21 protein-coding genes are annotated in these 22994 nt (G+C 58.7%); 15 read left to right on the forward strand and 6 right to left on the reverse strand.

The annotated features are described in order from the left end of the window. Positions 1-6: 6 nt before the first annotated feature. Positions 7-1059 (reverse strand): substrate-binding domain-containing protein, encoded by a 1053-nt coding sequence (locus SIB38_RS02860; protein WP_294115788.1) that lies wholly within the window; start codon positions 1057-1059, stop codon positions 7-9. Between the two features lie 204 nt (positions 1060-1263). Between SIB38_RS02860 and SIB38_RS02865 the strand changes: the two genes are divergently transcribed. The 8 genes from SIB38_RS02865 (at position 1264) to SIB38_RS02900 (ending at position 12853) form a co-directional block, all read left to right on the forward strand. Beyond that, entirely contained in the window at positions 1264-2622 is a 1359-nt protein-coding gene (locus SIB38_RS02865) for an ABC transporter substrate-binding protein (RefSeq protein ID WP_412551301.1), read from the forward strand. Between the two features lie 80 nt (positions 2623-2702). After that, positions 2703-3929, forward strand: coding sequence for a carbohydrate ABC transporter permease (locus tag SIB38_RS02870; protein WP_294115383.1), 1227 nt, complete (start codon positions 2703-2705; stop codon positions 3927-3929). Between the two features lie 11 nt (positions 3930-3940). Further along, entirely contained in the window at positions 3941-5104 is a 1164-nt protein-coding gene (locus SIB38_RS02875; protein ID WP_294115382.1) for a carbohydrate ABC transporter permease, read from the forward strand. Between the two features lie 70 nt (positions 5105-5174). Beyond that, entirely contained in the window at positions 5175-6821 is a 1647-nt protein-coding gene (locus SIB38_RS02880; RefSeq protein ID WP_412551302.1) for an alpha-glucosidase family protein, read from the forward strand. Then, entirely contained in the window at positions 6814-7935 is a 1122-nt protein-coding gene (locus SIB38_RS02885; RefSeq protein ID WP_412551303.1) for an ABC transporter ATP-binding protein, read from the forward strand. The genes SIB38_RS02880 and SIB38_RS02885 overlap by 8 nt, the downstream gene beginning before the upstream one ends. Positions 7936-8212: 277 nt before the next feature. After that, positions 8213-9112 carry a phosphate/phosphite/phosphonate ABC transporter substrate-binding protein gene (locus SIB38_RS02890; RefSeq protein ID WP_412551304.1) on the forward strand — a complete coding sequence of 300 codons (900 nt, stop codon included), beginning with the start codon at positions 8213-8215 and terminating at the stop codon, positions 9110-9112. A gap of 2 nt (positions 9113-9114) precedes the next feature. Continuing rightward, on the forward strand, positions 9115-11556 hold the full coding sequence (locus tag SIB38_RS02895) for a response regulator (RefSeq protein WP_412551305.1): 2442 nt from the start codon (positions 9115-9117) through the stop codon (positions 11554-11556). A 43-nt stretch (positions 11557-11599) separates the two neighbouring features. Further along, positions 11600-12853: an NAD(P)/FAD-dependent oxidoreductase gene (locus SIB38_RS02900; RefSeq protein WP_366010650.1), complete on the forward strand. Its 1254-nt coding sequence runs from the start codon at positions 11600-11602 to the stop codon at positions 12851-12853. Between the two features lie 64 nt (positions 12854-12917). Here the strand turns inward: SIB38_RS02900 and SIB38_RS02905 are convergent, their stop codons facing one another. The 3 genes from SIB38_RS02905 to SIB38_RS02915 all read right to left on the reverse strand — a co-directional run bounded on the left by SIB38_RS02905 (position 12918) and on the right by SIB38_RS02915 (position 16516). Beyond that, the gene (locus SIB38_RS02905; RefSeq protein WP_294115375.1) at positions 12918-14414 is read right to left on the reverse strand and encodes a heme biosynthesis protein HemY; all 1497 of its coding nucleotides are present in this window, start codon (positions 14412-14414) and stop codon (positions 12918-12920) included. A gap of 10 nt (positions 14415-14424) precedes the next feature. Next, positions 14425-15747 (reverse strand): COG4223 family protein, encoded by a 1323-nt coding sequence (locus SIB38_RS02910; protein ID WP_412551306.1) that lies wholly within the window; start codon positions 15745-15747, stop codon positions 14425-14427. Between the two features lie 73 nt (positions 15748-15820). Then, positions 15821-16516, reverse strand: coding sequence for a uroporphyrinogen-III synthase (locus tag SIB38_RS02915; protein ID WP_294115373.1), 696 nt, complete (start codon positions 16514-16516; stop codon positions 15821-15823). Between the two features lie 81 nt (positions 16517-16597). On the opposite strand from SIB38_RS02915, the gene tsaD reads away from it, so the two are divergent. Genes tsaD through SIB38_RS02940 form a run of 5 tightly spaced genes read left to right on the forward strand, consistent with a single transcriptional unit; the run spans position 16598 to position 19783 of the window. After that, positions 16598-17695, forward strand: a complete 1098-nt coding sequence (tsaD, locus tag SIB38_RS02920) for a tRNA (adenosine(37)-N6)-threonylcarbamoyltransferase complex transferase subunit TsaD (RefSeq protein ID WP_412551307.1) — start codon at positions 16598-16600, stop codon at positions 17693-17695. Next, a complete protein-coding gene (locus SIB38_RS02925) occupies positions 17692-18645 on the forward strand; it encodes an NAD(P)H-dependent glycerol-3-phosphate dehydrogenase (protein ID WP_294115371.1) in 954 nt (317 codons plus the stop codon). The genes tsaD and SIB38_RS02925 overlap by 4 nt, the downstream gene beginning before the upstream one ends. Before the next feature lie 2 nt (positions 18646-18647). Then, positions 18648-18923 carry a YciI family protein gene (locus SIB38_RS02930; protein ID WP_294115369.1) on the forward strand — a complete coding sequence of 92 codons (276 nt, stop codon included), beginning with the start codon at positions 18648-18650 and terminating at the stop codon, positions 18921-18923. Continuing rightward, positions 18923-19342: an EVE domain-containing protein gene (locus SIB38_RS02935; RefSeq protein WP_294115367.1), complete on the forward strand. Its 420-nt coding sequence runs from the start codon at positions 18923-18925 to the stop codon at positions 19340-19342. The genes SIB38_RS02930 and SIB38_RS02935 overlap by 1 nt, the downstream gene beginning before the upstream one ends. Positions 19343-19387: 45 nt before the next feature. Continuing rightward, positions 19388-19783 carry a DUF1761 domain-containing protein gene (locus SIB38_RS02940; RefSeq protein WP_412551308.1) on the forward strand — a complete coding sequence of 132 codons (396 nt, stop codon included), beginning with the start codon at positions 19388-19390 and terminating at the stop codon, positions 19781-19783. Between the two features lie 346 nt (positions 19784-20129). Here the strand turns inward: SIB38_RS02940 and SIB38_RS02945 are convergent, their stop codons facing one another. Next, positions 20130-20471, reverse strand: a complete 342-nt coding sequence (locus SIB38_RS02945; protein WP_294115363.1) for a DUF2853 family protein — start codon at positions 20469-20471, stop codon at positions 20130-20132. 201 nt (positions 20472-20672) lie between these two features. On the opposite strand from SIB38_RS02945, the gene SIB38_RS02950 reads away from it, so the two are divergent. Together SIB38_RS02950 and SIB38_RS02955 are read left to right on the forward strand one after the other, a co-directional pair. Further along, a complete protein-coding gene (locus SIB38_RS02950; protein WP_412551309.1) occupies positions 20673-21671 on the forward strand; it encodes a Gfo/Idh/MocA family protein in 999 nt (332 codons plus the stop codon). Next, positions 21668-22108, forward strand: coding sequence for a VOC family protein (locus SIB38_RS02955; protein WP_412551310.1), 441 nt, complete (start codon positions 21668-21670; stop codon positions 22106-22108). The genes SIB38_RS02950 and SIB38_RS02955 overlap by 4 nt, the downstream gene beginning before the upstream one ends. Before the next feature lie 53 nt (positions 22109-22161). On the opposite strand, the gene SIB38_RS02960 is transcribed toward SIB38_RS02955, so the two are convergent. Then, the gene (locus SIB38_RS02960; RefSeq protein WP_294115357.1) at positions 22162-22881 is read right to left on the reverse strand and encodes a hypothetical protein; all 720 of its coding nucleotides are present in this window, start codon (positions 22879-22881) and stop codon (positions 22162-22164) included. Positions 22882-22994 lie beyond the last annotated feature (113 nt).

The following is a 22994-nucleotide window of genomic DNA, read 5'->3' on the forward strand; positions in this document are numbered from 1 at the left end:
CAGTCTCTACTTTTCTTGTTCCATAGCTTGCCGCAACGCTGGAGCCTGCCCAGTCGAGCGCCCCACGGTCAGAACCGCTTCCAGCATCTCTTGATGCACCGGCGCGCCCGGCGTTGCGATCTTGTTGATCAAAGCCTGCGCCACATGTCGCCCGGCTTGGCGAACGGACGACCGCACAGCTGTAAACGCTGGCTCATCCCCATCATTGCTAAAGTAGCTCAGCGCGTCATCGTGGATCACCACAGACACGTCTTTGCCCATCTCCAATCCCGCATCGGAAATCGCACGCCGCACCCCGATGGCCGGAATAATCGACGACGCGACAAACGCCGTAGGAGGATTGTCCGCCGCCAGCAGTTTGCGCGCGGTTTCAAAGCCGAAGTTCTCGGTCATTTCCTCGTGGAACATCAGCGCCGGATCAACCTGCACCCCACGTGCTTCGAGCGCCGCGAGGTAGCCAGCGCCACGGCGCGTCGCAAAATCCATGTCCGCCAAACCATTCAGCAGCGCAATCCGCCGGTGCCCCAAGTCTAACAAAAACTCTGTCACCCGCTGAAACGCGCGGGTGTTGTTCACATCCACCCAGCTATAGTCTGCGTCAATTTCGGTGGAGCGCCCGTGCACCACAAAGGGCACGCCAAGTTCGCGCAACAGCGCAATCCGGCTGTCATTCACCTTGGGGCCGTGCACGATGATCCCATCCACCGCGCCGCGCGACACCAGCTTGCGATAACTCGCCTCCTCGGAATCGTCATCGACGACCGACAGCAACAGGTCAAAACCATTGTCCGAGTAGATCTCTCCCGCACCCGCGATGAAATCCGCAAAAATCGGGTTCACCATCTCGTGCTTCTTGGACACCGGCAAAACATGCCCGATGGTCATGGCCTTTCCGGTCGCCAGCGTTTTGGCCCGCGTGTTTGGCGCGTAATTATGTGCCCGCGCCGCTTCCATCACTTTCTGCCGCGTTGATTCGCGCACTTCCGGATAGCCATTGAGCGCCCGACTCACCGTTGTCTGGGACAATCCCAGCAAGTCCGAAAGCTCTTTTAGGTTCATTGACTTCTTTTTCATTTATCAAAGCGCTTTGATTAATGAGTCGTGCTTTTCTCTTGTTTTTGCACGATCTGCGCAGCGCTCCTCCCGTTTTTCCTAATAAATCATAAGCATCATGGTGACAAGCAGGCCGTTTTCTTCACCGTTGCAATTTTCAAAGCGCTTTGGTAAATTGGTTTCCAGTTCATGAAACTGGGAGGAACTCTCATGAAACCGACTCTTTACGCAGGCGCAGCCGTTCTGGCCCTGACCGCCGGCTCTGCGATGGCTGACGGCCATCTGAAATTTGCGCCCGGCGAAGGCGCCTTCAGCTGGGACAGCTACACCGCATGGGCCGAAAACGCGCCGGATCTGTCTGGCCAAACTGTGACCGTCGCTGGCCCGTGGTTGCAGCCCGAAGATGACGTCTTCCGCTCCGTGCTGGCGTATTTCACCCACGCCACTGGCGCCGAGGCGATCTACACCGGCTCCGACAGCTTTGAGCAGCAGATCGTGATCGACGCCGAAGCCGGCGCTGCCCCAAACATCGCCGTGTTCCCACAGCCAGGTCTGGCCTCTGACCTCGCCGCACGCGGCCTGTTGCACCCGCTGCCAGCATCCATGGGTCCATGGACCGTGGACAACTACGGCGCAGGCCAAAGCTGGGTTGATCTGGGCACCTACGCCGACAAAATGGGCGCCGATCAGCACTACGGCTTCTTCTACAACGTCAACGTCAAATCCCTCGTTTGGTACGTGCCGGAAAACTTTGAAGACGCAGGCTATGAAGTGCCTGAGTCCATGGAAGACCTGCGCGCACTGACCGAGCAGATCGTCGCTGACGGCGAAACCCCATGGTGTGTCGGTCTGGGCTCCGGTGCCGCCACCGGTTGGCCAGCCACGGACTGGGTTGAAGACATCATGCTGCGCACCCAGCCAGCAGACGTTTACGACGACTGGACCACCAACAAAATCGCCTTCAACGACGAGCGCGTTGTGGCTGCGATTGAAGAGTTCGGTTGGTTTGTTGGTGATGACGCCAAAGTTTCCGGCGGCGCCGGTGCAGTGGCCACCACAGACTTCCGCGACAGCCCAAAAGGCATGTTTAACTCCCCTCTGGAATGCTACATGCACCGCCAGGCATCTTTTGTGCCGGCGTTCTTCCCAGAAGGCATCGAGTTTGGTGAAGACGTAGATTTCTTCTACTTCCCATCCTACGAAGGCAAAGACCTCGGCAACCCGGTTCTGGGTGGCGGCACACTGATGGCGATCACCAATCCATCTGATGCCACTTCCGCGCTGATGGAGTTCTTCCAGCTGCCGGTGGCCCACGAAGTCTTCGCGGCACAGTCCGGCTTCCTGACCCCGCACAAAGGTGTGAACCCAGAAACCTACCTGAACGACGCGCTGCGTGGTCAGGCAGACATTCTGGTGAACGCCACAACGTTCCGCTTTGACGGTTCCGACCTGATGCCAGGTGGTGTCGGCGCAGGCTCCTTCTGGACCGGCATGGTTGACTTCACCAGCGGCAAAGACGCCGCTACCGTGGCGCAGGAAATCCAGGATAGCTGGGACGCGCTGAAGTAATTCTTCACACACGACAACAAACTGCCCCCTCGCGCGCACTGCGCGGGGGAGCCCACTAAAACCTCGGGGGGGAGCGCGTCATGTCACCAGCAGTGCTGGGTCTTGTGACCATCATTGTCGGAGTTGGGGGATGCCTCGGGTATTTCTACCTCTCCAACCTATTTCTGGACAAAGTACTGTTTCCGGCACGCGGCCCCAACGCAGGGCGCAACATCAACCGTGCCAACATGGTCCGTCCTTGGCTCTTCCTTGGCCCCGCGATTGTGGCCCTCGGCCTTTATCTCGGCTACCCGGTGTTTGAGACCCTGCGCCTGTCCCTGACAGACCGCACGCAAGACGACGCTTTTGTCGGCCTCGCCAACTACCAACAGATGTTTGCCGAACCCAAGTTCTGGGAAGCCATGCGCAACAACATGCTCTGGCTGATTGTTGTCCCCGCCGCTTCCACCGCTTTTGGCCTTTTGGCGGCCCAGCTCACCGACCGCATCAAATGGGGCGCCTTTGCCAAGTCTCTGATCTTCATGCCCATGGCGATTTCTTTTGTGGGCGCCTCGGTGATCTTCAAATTGGTCTATGACGCCCGCCCGGCTGGCAACGAGCAGATCGGCATCTTGAACGCTGTATGGATGCAATTTGACGGTGGCTTTGGGTCCATCCTGTTCCTGAAGGTCGTCCCTGTCCTGATCCTCGCAGCCTTTGCCGCCATCGTGGCCTATGTCGGCTGGCTGCTGCTCCGCCCAATTTTAGACGGCAAGGACAACATCGTCCTGAAGGCCCTGCGCGCCTTTTCTGGCCTTGTTAGTCTCTATATTGCCGTGATCGCGCTGCGCAACATCCTCGACATCATCGGCATGGACTTCCCATACGGCCAGCCCCAGACTTGGCTGACGCTTCCGTTCTACAACAACTTCTTCCTGATGGTCGTGCTGATCTGGATCCAAACCGGCTTTGCCATGGTGATCCTCTCCGCCGCCCTGCGTGGCATCCCAGAGGAAACCGTCGAGGCCGCGATTGTCGATGGTGCCAACCCGTTCCAGATCTTCTTCAAGATCAAGGTCCCACAGATCATGCCCACCATTGTGGTGGTTTGGACCACCATCACGCTGGTCGTGCTCAAGGTCTTTGACATCGTCTTCGCGATGACCAACGGCCAGTGGGAAACCCAGGTGCTGGCCAACTACATGTACGACAAATTGTTCCGCGCAAACGACTGGGGCGTAGGCTCCGCCAGCGCCATCATCATCATGCTGCTCGTCTCCCCGATCCTGATCTGGAACGTGGTGCAGGCCCGCAAAGAAATGCGCTGAGGAGAGAGATCATGGATAATATCGCAGGACGCAAATCCGGTCTTTCCTGGGCAGTGAACCTCTCTGTTGTTGTTCTTGTACTGCTCTGGCTGTTCCCCACCGTAGGCCTACTGGTGTCGTCTTTCCGCACCGCGGATCAAATTGCCGCCTCCGGCTGGTGGAAAGCCTTGTTCCCTTCTGAACAGGTGGTGCAGCTGCGCACCGGCGGTGCTGAGGCTGCCACGCAAGAGGGCGAGCTTTGGGTGGTTAAAGGCAATCTGCTGGAAGAGGCAGAAGATGGCCCCGAGACTGGCACAGAAATCACTCGCTTTGGGGTTTCGTCCAAAGCTGTGGACGCCTACGCCGTGGGCGAGGTGGCCAGCTTCACCAAAGATACCAAGACCTTCACCATGGACGCGGAAGGCAACTACCGATTCACTTCTACCAAAGAGCTGAAAAAGCGCGGTCAGCGCGTTTTCATCACCGCCACCTTGCCGCCTGAGTTCACACTCGCCAACTATGATCAGGTGCTCCTGTCCGGCAACAGCAACGACAGCATGACCAAAGCGTTTCTCAACACGCTGACAGTCACTATTCCGGCCACAATCATCCCAATTGTGATTGCCGCCTTCGCCGCCTACGCGCTGGCATGGATGGAATTCCCGGGCCGTGCCTTGCTGATTGCGGCCGTGGTAGGACTGCTCGTTGTGCCGCTTCAATTGGCGCTAATCCCACTGTTGAAATTGCACCTCAACATTGGCATCGGCAAAGGCTACCTCGGCGTCTGGCTGGCCCACACAGGCTTTGGCCTGCCGCTCGCGATCTACCTGCTGCGCAACTACATGTCCGGCCTGCCCCGCGACATCATCGAAAACGCCAAGGTCGACGGCGCCACCGACTTCCAGATCTTCACAAAGATCATCCTGCCGCTGTCCTTCCCAGCGCTGGCCTCCTTTGCCATCTTCCAGTTCTTGTGGACCTGGAACGACCTGCTGGTCGCCAAAGTGTTCCTGATCGACAGCACAGGCAACACCACGGTGATGACCAACCAGATTGTCGAACTGCTCGGCACCCGCGGCGGCAATTGGGAAATCCTTGCGACAGCCGCCTTCGTTTCCATCTCGGTGCCGCTGCTCGTGTTCTTTGCGATGCAACGCTACCTGGTGCGCGGCCTTCTGGCTGGCTCCGTCAAGTAACAAACAGATACTAACTTGGCCCAAATGGGCCTGAATACCGGACACACCCATGACTTATCAGGACCCGACCATGACCCAGGATTCCGCACTCATCACAGACCCCGATTGGTGGCGTGGTGCGGTGATCTATCAGATCTACCCGCGCTCCTACCAAGACAGCAATGGAGACGGCATTGGCGACCTCGCCGGCATCATCCAGCGCCTGCCGCACGTGGCCTCGCTTGGCGTGGACGCCATCTGGCTCTCGCCCTTCTTCACATCCCCGATGTTGGATTTCGGCTATGACGTGTCCGATTACCGCGATGTCGACCCAATGTTTGGCACGCTGGCGGATTTTGATCGATTGATCGCCAAGGCTCACGAGCTTGGCATCAAAATCATCATCGACCTGGTTCTGTCCCACACCTCGGACCAACACCCGTGGTTCATTGAGAGCCGCGCGAACCGCACCAACGCCAAAGCGGATTGGTTTGTCTGGGCCGACCCCAAGCTGGACGGCACGCCCCCAAACAACTGGCTCTCCATCTTTGGTGGCCCGGCCTGGCAGTGGGACACCTCCCGCCAGCAATATTACCTGCACAACTTCCTCGCGGAACAGCCGGACTTGAACTTCCACAATGCCGAAGTCCGTCAGGAACTGCTCGATGTGGCCCGCTTCTGGCTGGACCGTGGCGTCGACGGCTTCCGTCTGGACACGGTGAACTTCTACTACTGTGACGCACAGTTGCGCGACAACCCGGCCCTGCCGGTTGAAGAGCGCAACGACAACATCGCGCCTGCCGTGAACCCCTACAACCATCAGGAACATCTTTACGACAAGAACCAGCCGGAAAACCTCGGCTTCCTGCAAGACTTGCGCCGACTGCTGAACGAATATGACGCCATCACCACTGTGGGCGAAGTGGGCGACAGCCAGCGCGGCAGCGAAATTCAGGCGATCTACACCGGCGGTGGCGACAAGCTGCACATGGCCTATGACTTTGCCCTGCTCTGTCAGGCCCACCCAACCGGCACCCGTGTGGCGGAGATCATGCAGACCGCCGAGAGCTTTGGCAGCGACAGCTGGGGCTGCTGGGCCTACTCCAACCACGACGTGGAACGCCACGGCTCCCGCTGGAATCTGTCTGACGCCGCCCAGCGCACCTATGCCGCTTTGTTGATGTCCTTGCGCGGTTCCGTCTGCATCTATCAGGGGGAAGAGCTTGGCCTGCACGAGGCCGATGTGGCCTTTGAGGACCTGCAAGACCCCTACGGCATCCGCTTCTGGCCCAAGTTCAAGGGCCGCGACGGGTGTCGCACCCCAATGGTGTGGAAATCGGACAACCAAAACGGCGGTTTCTCGGAAGGCAAACCATGGCTGCCGGTCAGCGCCGAACACCTCTCCAAATCGGTTGAGGCGCAAGACGGCACCCCCGGCTCCATGCTGACCTTCTACCGCGACCTGATTGCCTTCCGCAAAAAACAAATGCCGCTACTGAAAGGCATCTACGAGCTGCTGCATGCGGACGAGACCCACATCCGCTTTGTGCGCGAACATGACGGCAAAGCCGTACTCTGCGCCTTCAACCTTTCGGACGAAGAACAAACCTTCGACCTGCCCACCGGCGACTGGACCATCGACACCAATGCGCCTTTCACCCTGAGCCAAGATGGCGCAAAGGTGACCTTGCCCGCGTGGCAAGCCGCCTTTGCCGGAGGAGACAAAGGAAATGGCTGATCTCATTCTCAAAGACGTTGCAAAGTCCTACGGTCCGGTGAACGTCCTCGCCAATATCGATCTGGAGATCGAAAAGGGCGAATTGGTGGTATTTGTCGGCCCCTCCGGCTGTGGCAAATCCACCCTGCTGCGCATGATCGCCGGGCTAGAGCACATCACCTCCGGCACGCTGGAAATTGACGGCACTTTGGTCAACGATGTGCCGCCCAGCGAGCGCGGCATTGCGATGGTGTTCCAATCTTACGCGCTTTATCCGCACCTCACCGTGCGCGAAAACATGTCCTTTGCGCTGAAAATTGCCAAAATGAGCACCGCAGAGATCAACGAGCGCGTGGAGAAAGCCGCTAAAACACTCCAGCTGCACAACCTGCTCGACCGCCTTCCCAAGGAGCTCTCCGGTGGTCAGCGTCAGCGGGTGGCCATCGGCCGCTCCATTGTGCGTGATCCCAAAGTCTACCTGTTTGACGAACCGCTTTCCAACCTCGACGCCGCCCTGCGTGTGGCCACTCGCATCGAGATTGCCCAACTCAAAGAATCCATGCCCGACAGCACCATGGTCTATGTGACCCACGATCAGGTCGAAGCCATGACGCTCGCGACACGCATCGTGGTGCTGGCCGGCGGCGGTATTGCCCAGGTTGGCACGCCACTGGAGCTCTATGAGCGGCCTGAAAACGAATTTGTTGCTCAATTCATTGGCTCTCCCGCCATGAACCTCCTCCCCGGCAAGATTACTGGCACCGGCGCGACCACCACAATCGCGCTGGATGCTGGGGGCACGGCCACCTCCTCCGTGCCTTCCTTGCCGGAGGACATGGGGCGGCAGGTCAACATTGGTGTGCGTCCCGAAGACCTAGTCACCACCGAAGGCGATGCAATCTACACCGGCACCGTGAACATCACCGAAGCCCTAGGCGAAGTGACCCTGCTCTACTTTGAGCCGCAAGGCGATGCAGAGCCGGTGATTGGCAAACTGCAAGGCATCCACCGCGACCTGAAAGGTAAACAGGTCTCGCTGACAGCCGATCCCGCCAAAGTGCGTGTGTTCGCCGACACGCAGTCGCTGCTCTACCGCAATCGACCAATCAAGCACATCGAAAAGAACGCACACTAATGCACCATTTCCCGAAATGCGGGAAATTGGTGTTACTCTGGCAAATATCTGGCGTGAAAAGACTTTTCGCGGCAATCTTTGTTCATGGTGCACTGCGAAGTCGAATCATGTGAGTTTTCTCCGGCGCTCTGGGCAGCGCCGGAAAGCTTTTTTACAAAAATTCGTGGGCAATTTACCGCATATTTGCAGATATTCGCCCGATCGCGGCATTCATTAAGCGATGGTTTAGACTTTCCTAATACCGCCATTAGGAGGTCGTAAATCACCCCGGATGCCCATGTTTAGAAGGAACATACTCTGCTTTGTCTTCAGCCTGACCTGGCTGACCGCCTCTTGGGCGCAAGCAGAGACTCTCAATTTGGGCACTCTCAACGAAGGCATCCGCGGTCAAATGCGGATTTTCCAGCCACTTCTCACCTACCTCGAAGACGAATTGAAAGAGATTGGCATCTCCGAAGTCCGCCTTGTGGTGCACCCCAGCACCCAGCTCATGGCCGAGGCAATTTCCCGCAGAGAAGTGGACATCTTCATCGACAGCCCTCTGGTGGTCGCCAAAGTGGCCCAACTCTCCGGCGGCGTGCCTTTCCTGCGCCATTGGAAAGATGGGCAGGCCAGTTATTACTCGGTGATCTTCACCCATGTGAACAGTGGTGTCATCTCATTGGAAGACCTGGCTGGTCGTCGCATCGCTTTAGAAGACTACGATTCTTCGTCCGGCTTTATCCTGCCGGCCCATATGCTGCTGAACACCGGGCTGCGCCTGAAACAGCTTCGCGCCCCCGGCGCCCCGCATACCAGTGACGAGGTTGGCTACTTCCTGACCTACAACGACAAGAACACCATGTTCTCCGTCGCTTCCGGCCGCGCCGACGCCGGCGCCACAAACCAGAAAAACTACCTTGATCTTATGGAAGCACGCCCAGACGAATTTCGCATTCTGGCCATCTCCGATAGGTTCCCACGCAGCGTGCTGATGCATCGCCCCGGGCTGTCTGAGGACCTATTGAACGAACTGCGCTTCACGCTGAAAGCCATGAACAAAGCCGAAGACGGTCGAGCGGTTCTCAAAAGCTTTCAAAACAGTGCGGGATTTGATGAATTTGCTGCGGGATCAAAACGCACTTTTGCACCTATATTCGAGATTCTACAGGATCTCGAAGACGCGGGAATTGACTGACCATGGCCGCAGCTGACGACAAAACCAACAGCCGCATGTCCAAAATGCGCAAGTCCCTGACCTACGGTCTTGGGCGGCGCATGACCGTGTATTTTGGTCTGATGATCGGGGCTTTTGTATCTACCCTGATTTACCTCAACACCATCACGCAGCTGGAACTGGTTCACACCCGCTTCTCAGAACGCTCAGACTCTCTCGGCATTCTCATTCAAGAGGTCACGCTGCCGTACCTGTTTGAGGGCCGCCCGGCGGAGCTCGACATCATCTACCAGGAACTGATGCGCCAGCCCGACATCCTAGCCTTGCGCTTCATCGACCCCGAAGGCTTCCTGCTGGTGAACGGCTCGTCCGAAGGCAACGCACTGTTTTTGGGCCGCGTCGAAGATCCGCTGGTCACCGAGGCCGTCGCCTCCGAAACCACCCATATCCGCAACCTAGAGGGCCGCATTCAGGTGGCCGTGCCCGCAATCTATGGCAATGTGAACTACGGCACCATCCGCTTCGATCTGGACGGCACTGCTGCCAACCGCGAGGTCAACCTGGTGCTGCGCCGCAACCTGATGTTTGGCGTTTTCTTCACCCTCACCGGCATCCTGCTGTCGATCTGGATCTCGCGCCGCCTGACCGAGCCACTGGCCCGCCTCAACAGCGCCACCGAACGCGCCGCCAAGGGCAACCTGAACCAGTCCATCGTGATCCGCACCAACGATGAGGTCGAAAGCCTCGCCGACAGCTTCAACCTGATGCTGGGCAACCTGCGTGCCTGGGTGAAATCCCTGGAAGACACCCAAACCAAACTGGAGATTTCCTCCGACGATCTGAACGCCAAAAACGCAGAGCTTCAGGTGGTCGCAGAACAGGCCAAAACCGCCGAACGGGCCAAGTCACAATTCCTGGCCCGTATGAGCCACGAAATCCGCACCCCGATGAACGGCGTGTTGGGCATGACGGAACTTTTGTCAGACACCGACCTGACCGCCAACCAGCTGGGTCTGGTGGATTCCATTCACACCTCCGGCACCACCCTGCTCAACATCATCAACGACATTCTGGACTTCTCTAAAATCGACAGCGGTCACATGACCCTGCGTGACGAGCCCTACCGCCCGCTGGAGCTGGTGGAAAACACTGCCCAGATGCTGTCGTACCAAGCTGGCGTGGATCTCATCACACGTGTGGAACCGGACTTGCCCAAATCGTTGCTGGGCGATGAGTCCCGGCTCAAGCAGGTCATCATCAACCTGGTTGGCAACGCCCTCAAGTTCACCGAGGAAGGGTATGTTCTGATCAATGCCACCCTCAAAGACGAGAACGGCAAACCCTTCATGCAGGTCGATGTCTGTGACACCGGCTGCGGCATTCCCGAAGAGAAACTGGCCACCGTCTTTGACCAATTCACGCAGGTCGATGGCTCCTACAGCCGCAAGCACCAGGGCACCGGTCTCGGCCTCGCCATTGCCAAGGGCTTTGTGGAGCTGATGGGCGGTCGCATCTGGGTAAAATCCACTGTCGGCACCGGCACCACCTTCACCTTCAACGTGCCACTTGTGCAGCCAGATACGCCTTTGCCGTCTCTCCCCATCGATGGCGCCAGCCTCAACGATATGAAGGTGATGGTGCTGCAATCCGAACCGACAGCGCTGTTTGTGATGAACGAGGTAATGTCCTCCTGGCACGGGCAGGTGACCACCTTTGAATCCGCAAACGAGGCGCTAAAAAGCCTGCGCGAAGCGGCAACCAACGGCGTGCCATATGATGTCGTCCTGACGGAGATGGGACTGCCCGACATGGACCGAGAGGACCTATTCCGCGCGATTCACCACATCAAAGGGGATACGCACACGCGCGTGATTGCGCTGCGCCCGATGGACGATGCCATCCATCAGAACGGGTCTGAACACGACTTCACAGATAGCGAGGTGATCAAGCCGGTTCAAACCGCAAAGCTTCTCGAAGCGTTGACCACGCCACACAAAGCAAACACCCGTCGGAAAACGGATCTGGAAATACATGACAACCAGCCAGCCAATGGTACGGCTCAAAAACGCGTTGCCACGGAACTCACCAAACCTGTTTCCGACAAGACCATATTGATTGTGGACGACAACAAGACCAACCGGAAGTTGATCGAGATTTTCCTCAACCGCTTGGGTGTTACGCACCACTCAGCCAGTGATGGTGAGCAGGCGGTCGAGTGTTACCGAGACGTCCACCCAGATCTGGTGCTGATGGATGTTTCCATGCCGGTGATGAACGGTCTGGACGCCACCCGCGAAATCCGCCGCCTGGAAGGGGCCAACGGCGATTTCCGCACCCATATCATTGGCCTCACCGCCCATTCCGCGCCGGAAGACCGCGCCGCCTGTCTGGACAGCGGCATGAACGCCCATATGGCCAAGCCGATCAAACTGTCCCAGCTCAAAGACGTGATCTCACAACTCTGATTGCAAAGCTGCGCGGCCCTTGGCAACACTGTCCCCAAGACGATTGAGGGGACAAAACATGCCGCAAACTGTGGTGGTGATCGGGGCAGGCATCGTGGGCGCATCCACCGCACTTTGGCTGCGGCGTGCAGGGAAAAATGTGACCCTTCTGGACAAGAACACCCCCGGCATGGGCGCCTCCTTTGGCAACGCCTGCCTGTTGGCGAGTTGCGCCGTGGTGCCAAACGCCACGCCTGGCCTTTTGACCAAAGCGCCCGGCTATCTCCTGAACCCAAATTTCCCACTGTTTTTAAAATGGGCCAACTTGCCCCGCCTCACCCCGTGGTTCCTGAAATACCTCGGCTTTGCCAACGACACAGACGCCCGCCGCTTCACACATGTGCTGGCCGACCTGATTGGCGACAGCGTGGATCAACACAAGGCGCTCGCCAAAGGCACCGCCGCCGAACGCTTCATTGCCGACACCGATTACCTCTACGCCTACAAAGACCGCGCCGCCTTTGAGGCCGACAAATACACCTGGGACCTGCGTGCCAGTGTTGGCTTTATCCCCGACATCATCGAAGGCCCTGCCGTGCAGGAACTGGAACCCATCCTCGACGCCCAAACCTCCTTCATCGCCGTCAACAAAGACCACGGCTACATCCTCAACCCCGCTGGCTACGTGCAGGCGCTCGTGGACACGTTCACCGGCATGGGCGGGCGGTTTGTGCAGACCGAGGTGCGCGACTTTGACCTTTCAGGCGGGCAAGTCACCGCCGTGATGACCGATCAAGGCCAGTTTGACTGTGACCGCGCCGTGCTCTCCTCCGGCATCTGGTCCAAGCCCTTGATGCGCAAGCTGGGCTTCACCGTGCCGCTGGAAACCGAACGCGGCTATCATATCACCTTCAAAGAGCCGTCCATCCGGCCCAACCACCCGATGATGATTGCCTCTGCCAAATTTGTCGCCACCCCGATGCAGCACGGATTGCGCTGCGCTGGGATCGTGGAGTTTGGCGACCTGTCGGAGAAGAAATCCAAAGCCCCACTGGCCCTGTTACGCCGCCGCGTCGCCGAGGTCTTCCCCACCATGACCGCAGAAACCGACGAAGAATGGCTTGGCTTCCGCCCGTCCTTGCCAGACAGCCTACCCATGGTGGGCGAAATTGGGCAAAGCGGTGTCTACGCTGCCTTTGGTCACCAACACGTGGGCCTCACCGGCGGAGCCAAAACCGGACGGCTGGTGGCGGATCTGATCTCCGAAACACCGCCGAACATCGACCTCTCCCCGGTGAGCCCAATGCGGTTTTCCTGACGCCAAAAACGAAAACAGCGCCGCCCAAAGGCGACGCTGCTTCGATGTCTCTCAAACAAAAGCCTTAGGCAGACTTCAGCTCTTCTTTCGGAGTTTCTTCAGCCTCCGCAGGGGCTTCCGTCGCCTCACCTTCAACCACATCAGCCTCTTCCGCGTCCTCGGTCTCAGCCTCGGAGTGATCCTCCAGCGCCCCAATGATCAGCGGCAGCATCGCCGCGCCGGTTTCGCTCAACCCTTCGGTCTCCGGCGGCGCGGTCCAGCTCAACGTGTCAAAGCTGTGGCAATTGTCACAGGTCGGCGCCCACTCCGCATGAATGTTGTGGCAAGTGTCACAGACCCACTGCGGCCCACGCGGCGCGCTCAGCGCCTTGGCCAGATAACCTTTCACCACTGCATCATTTGCACCTTCGCCCCGCTCAATCGCCGCCATAATGGTCAGCGAGCGTTGCGTCGCGTCCGTTTCCACCAGATCGCCCAGCGCACGCCGCGCCTCTGGGAAATCCTCCGCCGCAATATACAGCTCCGCCATCAGCATCTTGGTTTCGGCATGGGCTGCGGTGTTCTTGGTCAGGGTTTTAAACCGCTTGATCCGCGCCTCTGGCGTTTCCTCTGGTGCGATCTCAGCAAAGGCCGCTGCCAAATCCGGATGCGGCTGCGCATCCCAGGCTTTCTTGATCAGACGCGTCGCATTGCGCGGCTTGCCTTTGGCCACATAGCCCCGTGCTGCCATCACCGCCGCCGGGATCAGATCCGGTGACAAGCGGTTTGCCTCAATTGCCTGTTCCTGCGTCTCGATGCTGGCATCTTCCGCAATCAACTCTTTGGCTTCAGACAGCGCCAAAACCGCATCCCGGCGGCGATGCACGTCGCGCGGCAAGGTGCCATGGCGCAGCTTCGCGTTCAGCGTGCCACGCGCGCCTTTCCAGTCTTTGCTCTCAGTCTGCAGACGCAGCAACGTGTCCTGCACCTCGACATGGCGCGGCTTCAGCGCAAAGGCATTCTCCGCCAGCTTCAACGCCACCTCGGTGTTTCCGGCCTCCAGCTTCTGCTTCATCAGCCCACGAATACCCACAAACCGCGTGCGCTCATCTGTCAGCAGCTTCTTATAGGTCTCTTCCGCTTTCTTGGTGTCGCCGCTCATCTCTGCCGCCTGCGCCACAATCAGGTTGGTCAGCTCCGGCTTGTGCAGCTTTTTCTCGGCCAGCCGCGCCTTCTCCATCGCCGTGCGCCCCTCGCCAGAGGCCAGCGCGGTCACACTATCGGCCAACGCCTGATAGCCCTTCTTTTCCCGGTTGCGGTCAAAGTAGCGGCTGATCGCGGTCTCATCCCCGTTCAGGAACTTCAGCGTCGCCACCAACAATCCCAGCGCCTTGATGAACAGCCAGACCGCAGCCACCAGCGCAATCAACGCCAAAGCGGTCTGAAACGGCCCAAGGCTGTATTCCACCCCGGCCACGGTGACCATCACCCCGCCTTCGCTTTCCAGCAGGTAAATCGAGCCAAAGGTCAACCCAGCGACGATGGCAACAAACGCAATAATTTTAATCAGGGACCAGAGCATGAAACGACCCTCAGTTGGAGTTTAGGGTTTGCGCCAGATCTTCGGCGGCTTGCGTCGCGGCGGCCCGGGTCTGCGCTTGCGCAACCCAGTCTGCCATCACGGTTTTTGGCCCCTCGGCCAGTGTATCCAGTTCAGATAGCGCCGCGGTCAGATCACCCGCCTTTAGCGCCGCTTCGGCCCGGCTCAACACAGCATCCGTATCGGAGCCTTCCCGCGCCTCAACCGAGCGTGCACCAAACTGTGTCTTCAGGAAATTGCCCAGCTTATTGCCGGTGCCCGCATCCACTTTGTCTTCCCGCGCCTTGGCCAGGGCCCCGCGCGCCGCCTCCGGATAGCTTTCGATCAGCGCCGACAGGGTGATCACGCCACTATCCGCATAATCTTCCAGCACCGCGGCAACGCCTTCCCCAGTGGACGATCGCAGATCCACCACAGCCGCACGATAAGGCGCACCGCTCTCCAGCGCCGCCACAATGCGTGTGGCAGACGAACGCGCCAGCGCTGCTTTCGCAGACAGGTCCGCCTTGTCTTTCAACTCCGCCGCCTCAGCCTTCTGCGCCGCAACCAAATCCTTGAGGTCTTTCACCTCTCGCTCATAGGCCGCAATCGCCGCCGCATTGAGCCCCTCGCTCAACGGGCGTTTCTCAATCTCGGTCAACCGCGTTTCCAGCGTCGCCACTGCCTCAGACACCGTGCCAAGCTCGGTGGTATAGGCCGCCAAGACCTCTTCCATCTTCGCAACCAGAGCCGCCGCCTCTCCAGAGGCAGCCTGCGCGCCGTTGGACACGTCCACTGTCTTGGCCAGCGTCTCATTCAAGGCAGCAAGCGCATCGTCCTGCGCCGCCAACTTGGTGTTCATCTCACTGAGCGCCGCCTCCGTATCCGCGCCCAGCCCAAGTTGGTCGCCAAAATACACCGCGCCGCCAAATCCAATCACCGCCGCAATCACACCGCCAAACACCATGGGCACAAAGCCACCCTTGCGCTCTGCCTCCTGTGCGGTTGGCACAGGCGCAGGTGTCTTCGCAACCGGGTCTTCTTCAGGAGACTCGGCGTCCACCGCTTCAGAACCTTCCGCCTCACCGGCATCAACTTCTGCATCCGCGTCCTCTGTGGGCTCTTCAATCTCTACGGGAGCCTCATCAGACTCATCGCCATCCGCAGCGTCATTGGCCGCGTCCACATCGCTGTCATCTAACGCCCCATCCGGCGCAATCTCTTCGACAATTTCCGCGTCCTCGACCACATCTTCTGCGTCGGCTTGCGTATCGGTCTGATCCTGTTGATCAACCTGATCTTTGCTTGGCTTGTCCGATTTATCCGTGGTTCCCACAGGTCACCCTTTCGAATCCGTTTTTTGCAAATGCAGCACCAATCTAGGCGAGCAATCCTTGCGCCTCAATGCGTCACCCTGCGTCTAACAGTCTCGCCACCGCATTTGCCATGGCCTTTGCCTCTTTTTTCTCCGCCAAAACAACTGTTTCCACCGGAAATTCCCCCAATGCCTCCGCCACGGCCTCACTCATCACAACGACATGAAGCGGAGCATTAAATGGCCCTTGCTCAGCAAATTGGGCTGCTGCGCGCGGCGAAAAAAGGGGAACTATCACCGGATTCTCCCGCATTAGCGTCTGTTTTGCCCGCTCCGACAACGGATGTGCTTTTTGGCGATAGACCACCACATCGTCCGTTTTTATCCCAACTTTGGTCAAACGCCAGGCCAGATCGCCGCGCGCAACTTGGCCGCGAATGTGCAGCAAAGGGCCTTTGGGGGCATCGGCCAAAACCCGCGCATAAAGCGACTCCGCGTCGCCATCCGCCGCCACTGCACGCCAGCCTTTGGCCCGCGCTGCTGCCGCCGTGGCCTCGCCAACGCACCAGGCAGGCATGTCATGCCCCGCAACCTCCGCCACCGCGTTGCGCGAACTGAATATCACGCCTGAGATAGTGGTCAGGTCCACGTGAGCCTCAGTGGGCACAATCTCCACAACCGGTGAAAATGCGACCTCTGCAGTGATCCCCATATCCGCCAACAGACCGGCAAACCGCTCTGCATCGGCCAATGGCCGGGTCAGCAAAATCAAAGGGGTCACATCCGCCATAAGGCCCACCACGGTTGTTTGAGGCGCCCTGTGGTGTTACCTGCCAACAAACCTCCGCGCAACGGCAAGGACCTGTGACACATGGACGGCCCGCTCACCATTCTTGGCATCGAAAGCAGCTGCGATGACACCGCCGCCGCCATCCTGCATCAACCCATTGTGGGTGACGCCGAGATCCTGGCCTCTGTGGTGCATGGCCAAACCGACCTGCATGCGCCCTTTGGCGGCGTGGTGCCGGAGATCGCCGCCCGCGCACACGCCGAAAAAGTGGATCTCTGCGTTGAGGAGGCGCTCTTGGCCGCCAATGTGTCCCTGAAAGATGTGGACGCCATCGCTGTAACCGCTGGCCCCGGCCTCATCGGCGGTGTCATTTCCGGCGTAATGTGCGCCAAGGGTCTCTCCGCAAGCCTGGGCATTCCGCTCATCGGCGTGAACCATCTTGCCGGTCACGCCCTGACCCCGCGCCTCACCGATCAAGTGGCCTTCCCCTACCTGATGCTTTTGGTCTCCGGCGGCCATTGCCAATTCTTGATTGCTCATGGCCCGGAAAACTTCACCCGCCTCGGCGGCACCATCGACGATGCGCCCGGCGAAGCCTTTGACAAAACCGCTCGCCTGCTGGGCATGCCCCAACCCGGCGGCCCCGCCGTGCAAGCTGAAGCCACCAAAGGCGATCCCAAACGCTTCCGCTTCCCGCGCCCACTTTTGGATCGTCCCGGCTGTGACATGTCTTTCTCAGGCCTGAAAACCGCCCTCCTGCGCCAGCGCGATGCCATCATCGCTGAGAAAGGCGGCCTGCCAGTGCAAGACCGCGCCGACATGTGCGCCGGCTTTCAGGCCGCTATTGTCGATGTGCTCGCCGAGAAAACCCGCCGCGCGCTGGACATTTATCTGGCTGAAACGCCATCCGAGCCACTACTCGCTGTCGCTGGTGGCGTGGCGGCAAACACCGCCATTCGGGCTGAATTAGAGACTGTTTGCGCCGACAAAGGCGTGACTTTCACCGCACCTCCATTGGCGCTTTGCACCGACAACGCCGCGATGATCGCTTATGCTGGATTGGAGCGCTACCACACCGGCGCCCGTGACGGCATGGACCTCTCCGCCCGCCCACGCTGGCCGCTCGATAAAACCGCCCCCGCGCTTTTGGGAAGCGGCAAAAAAGGAGCCAAAGCATGATCTCCGTTCTTGGCTCAGGCGCCTTTGGCACCGCACTAGCCATCGCCTTTGCGAAAAGCGGCACCGACGTGACCCTCTGGGCCCGCAATACCGACGCCGCCAAATCCATGCAGACCACTCGCGTCAATCCACGTCTGCCCGGCGTGGAATTGCCAAGAACAGTCTCTGTGACGGCCGATTTCGCCGATGCGCTCACCGATGTGGTACTGCTGGCGGTGCCCATGCAAAAGCTGCGCGGCCTGTTGGAGGACCACCCAGAACTCTCCGGTCGCACCCTGATAGCCTGCTGCAAAGGCGTCGAACTCGGCACCCAACTTGGCCCGGTCGCCGTGATCCGCGACGTGCTGCCAGACGCCACGCCTGCCATTCTCACAGGCCCCAGCTTTGCCGCCGACATCGCCCGCGGTCTGCCAACGGCGCTGACCTTGGCCATCGCCGACGAAACCACCGGAAAAGCCCTGCAACAGAGACTGATCTCGCCCAATCTGCGTATCTACCGCACCACCGACACCGTCGGCGCAGAGCTTGGCGGCGCGCTGAAAAACGTGATCGCCATCGCCTGCGGCATCGCCATTGGCGCCGGGCTAGGCGACAGCGCCCGTGCAGCCCTGATGACGCGCGGCTATGCCGAGATGAAACGCATGGCGCAGGCACTGGGCGCAAAAACCGACACACTGTCTGGCCTGTCGGGATTTGGCGACCTCACCCTAACCTGCTCATCCGAACAATCGCGCAATTACCGCTTTGGCCTCACGCTGGGACGTGGCGCAGACTTTGATCCAAGCATCACCGTCGAAGGCGCCGCCACCGCCCGCGCGTCCCTTGCACGCGCCAAAACCATGCAGGTTGACATGCCCATCACCCAAGCCGTCGTCGCCATCCTCGATGGGGGCTTGCAAATCCGCGACGCCATGGAAATGCTGCTGGCAAGACCACCCAAGGAGGAATAATCATGCTGGTAGCATTGATCGCCAAAGACAAACCTGGCGCACTGGAGATCCGCAAAGCCAACCGCGACGCGCACGTCGCCTATCTGAAAGGCTCTGGCGACACGATCATGATGGCTGGCCCGTTTCTAGATGATGCTGGCGACATGTGCGGCTCTCTTATCATTTTGAACGTCGCCGACATGGGTGAAGCCGAGGCCTGGGCCGCAAACGACCCTTACAAAGCCGCCGATCTATTCGCTTCGGTCGAGCTAAAACCCTGGAACAAGGTGCTGGGCTGATGCGCTATTGGCTGTTCAAATCCGAACCCTCCACCTGGAGCTGGGACCAGCAAGTCGCCAAAGGCGACGCGGGTGAGGAATGGGACGGCGTGCGCAATTACCAAGCGCGCAATTTCATGCGGGAAATGGCCGTGGGCGACCGCGGCTTTTTCTACCATTCTCAAAAAGAGAAATCCGTCGTTGGCATCGTCGAGGTCTGCGCCGAGGCGCACCTCGACAGCACCACGGATGACGACCGCTGGGAATGCGTCGACATCAAAGCCGTCGCACCCATCCTAACGCCGGTCACTCTGGACATGATCAAGGCCGATCCCCGGCTGGCCGACATGGTGCTGGTCAAAAACTCCCGCCTCTCCGTGCAGCCGGTCACCGAAGAAGAGTGGAATATCATCCTCGCGCTCGGCGGTTCTCAAAGCTAAAAAATTGGTCATACTCTCCCCGAAAACATGAACGGGGAGGGTTCCATGGAAATTCTATCGGTGCTGGCGGCTGCGCTGGCCTCATATGTGGCTGGCTCGGTCTGGTACATGACGCTGGCCAAGCCTTGGATGAAAGCGGCCGAGATCGAGACCGACGAGTCCGGCCGCCCAGCCAATGCCAGCGATCCGCTGCCCTACATCACCGCTTTCCTCTGCGCCGTCCTTGTTGCGGGCATGATGCGTCACGTGTTTTCCCTGTCCGGGATCGACGCCATGGGTGCAGGGCTGATTGCGGGCCTTGGCGTTGGGCTCTTTCTGGCCGCCCCCTGGATTGTCACCAATTACAGCTTTGCCGGTCGCAAACGCGCTTTGATGCTGATTGACGGCGGCTATGCCACGCTCGGATGCGCCACCATGGGTCTGGTTCTGACGCTGTTCTAAGCGCCACGCCACATCACCCGGAAAAAACAAAAGGCGCCGCTCAGACAAGAGCCGCGCCAACAGTCCGCAGGGAAATCATTTTGGGAAATAAAACATAGGGGGCCTGTCTCCGCTCCAGCCAGACCCCCTATGCACCCCGCGTGTATCCCATACCACCACACGCGATTTTGTATCTCTTAGGGTCCGGCCATCCTAGCCCGACATCACATGTGTAGCCCAACTGAACCAAGCAGTTCAATTATCAAGTATCTACAATCTGAGCGGTTCCCGCAGCACTTTCGCAACCAAACGCAAAACGCGCCCGAAACCCTCAGGTCCCGGACGCGCCAAACCGCGAGTGGTGGTTTTACCCGTAGTGGGCCTCTTTGCCGAAATGTTTCGTCAGCATGTAGTAAACAACAGCCCGATACTTGTTACGCTCAGACTTGCCGTAAGTCTCAATCACAGAGTTGATGGCATCCATCAGTTCGGGACCATCGCTCATACCCAACTTCTTGATGAGGAAGTTGTTTTTCACAGTTTCCAGTTCCTCTGGCTGGGAGCCAGCCACGGTGGACGCATCGTCGTTGTAAATCGCTGGACCACAGCCGATGGTAACCTTTTCCAACAGCGTCATGTCTGGCTCGATGCCACATTTATTTTTCAGATCGTCTGCGTATTTCGCGATCAACTCGTCCCGTTTGCCCATCAGATATTCTCCCAATTGTCGATAAATGCGCTTGAATTCGTGGTCTGCGCGGCGTCCTTGAAACCTTTCCTACAGTTGACGTAGACGTCAATTAAGGGGAAAGACCGCGCCCGTTCCCCCTTAGCACAGATCCCGCTGGTCATTTGAAGAATCGCTGCCTAGGCTGACCCTCTGCGCATTTACACACCACAGGAGGACGCGATGCTGCGTTGGGGTATCCTTGGAACCGGCTTCATTTCTCATGCTATGCTGGGCGCAATCCGCGACAGTGAAAATTCCGCGGTGGCAATGCTCTATGGCCGCAACGAAGCCGCATTGTCCGAGCTTGCCACACAATATGGCGTCACCAACACAACCACCGATCAAGCCGAGCTCTTCGCCAATCCGGATGTGGATGTGATCTACATCGCCCTGCCCAACCACCTGCACCGCGCCGCCACCGAGGCCGCTATGGCCGCAGGCAAACCAGTGCTCTGCGAAAAATCACTGACCACCACGATGGAGGATGCCCACGCGCTGATCGCCTCGGTGCAAGCCGCGAACATCTTCTTTGCCGAAGGCCTGATGTACCTCGCGCACCCCTTCATGCAGCAACTGGTCACCGTTCTGCGCGACCCCTCCGTGGGCGAACTGCGCTCCGTCTCGGGCTTCTACGCCGCCGACATCTGGCAAGTTGTGAACCCCGCAGGTGGCGGCACGCTCTACAACCTCGGCTGCTACCCGGTCTCCCTCTTGCATCTGGTGGTGCAAACCATGTGCGGCGAAGGGGCCTTCGCCAGTCGATCCATCGCCGCTTTTGGCAACATCGGCAAAGACAGCACCCTGCAAGACGCCAGCCTCTCCGTGCGTTTTGACAACGGCGTGCTTGCCAACCTGCACAGCACCGACGGCCACGGCATGGCGCACGCCTTCACCATCGTGACCACCAAAGGCACGCTGTGCTTCGCCACCAACCCATGGCTACCCGTCGCAGGGGAAAACAAAATGATCTGGCAACCCTACGACGGCCCCGCCCGCGATATTGTGGTCGAAACCAAACACGGCGCCTTTTATCATCAAACCAAAATGGTCGAACGCGCGCAGGCTATGGGTGCCAAAGAAGCGCCACGCCCCTCGCCACGCCAATCCGACAGCCTCGAGATCATGCGGTTTCTGACAGAGTGGGAAACCGCCGCGCGAAGTCAGGACACCGCCCAATGATCGGATACGTCTGCGTCGGCTCCAATGACATCCCCCGCGCCAAACGCTTTTACGCCGCCGTCCTGCCCGCTCTGGGCTACAGCGTGAAAGAAGGCCCCGAAGGCCTCAGCTACGCGCTGCCTGTTCCCGAAGGCCAACGCCCGTTGCTACCCGACTTCTACGTGAAACCGCCATTTGACGGCCAAACCGCCTCAGTTGGCAACGGCACCATGGTTGCCTTTGAAGCCAAAAGCCAAGCGCAGGTCCGCAGCCTGCACACCGCCGCCCTCGCCGCTGGTGGCACAGACGAAGGCTCACCCGGCTTCCGCGCCGACTACGGCCCGCACTTTTACGTCAGCTACCTGCGCGACCCGGACGGCAACAAAATCGCGATTTATTCCAGCGATCCGAAGGAACCTGCGCGAGGCGAATTGCAGTGGAAAAACGGCTCTCTTTGATCGAGAGCCACCTTCCTCAGACAGTGAGTTAATACTGCCAAGATCTGGTCGGCTTACTCATATGCAATGATCGTGGCAAACTTCAGCCACGGAATAGGCCAAGCGCGCGCTTCCCACGCTTCGTGAAAACGATTTTCTGGCATAGGTTCATCAGAGTAGCGCCCGTCGCTCCCAAAACTATTACATAGAGTTGTCTGGCCACCGCCAGTGGATTGCAACACGGTATAATGCAAGCTCCACCAAATATCATTGGTTCGATTTGGCAACATGCCTGTATCAACCAAAACAATTGGCGTGTACCCCGAGTGCATGAACCCCTCGATTTGCGAGCGGTACGCATGCCAACCAGGTTGGTTAAGCGGGTTCATGAAGCCGCCGCTTTGCCATACTGGAATATTGAAAAAAGACGCTTTCAAACCATAGGTGTTCAGAATCTGCATTATCCTGTTAGGTGAAGTTCCGAAATTAAATTCACCGACATTCAAATCCGGTGGAAAACGCGAAAGCACGTCGTCCAAAATCTGCACTGCAGACTTCCCACCACCTTTGTTCCAAGCCGATATCACACTCGCTGCGGCGGCCTGACCACAATAATTGAGACCTTTATTGGTCGGGCTCAAGAGTGAGGTGTTCACGCTTGTTGGCCTGCGATGAGTGCGAGCCCGCAGGCCATGATTGTCATCTGTTTCAGGAGGCAACGCGCCGTCTTCGTTGAGCGAAATTGCCTCCCAAGCTTTTAATTCATTGGCCGAAATTTCGACAGTACTCGTCATAACAAACTCCAAAAATCAAATTACTCGAAAAGTCCCTTCAGTCTCTCAGACAATGTTTCCTCACGTCAACTTCCAAAAATGACAGCACATGACCAACCAAAAACGGCGCCCCA

Source organism: Shimia sp. MIT910701 (genome assembly GCF_047126315.1).
GTDB lineage: Bacteria > Pseudomonadota > Alphaproteobacteria > Rhodobacterales > Rhodobacteraceae > Shimia.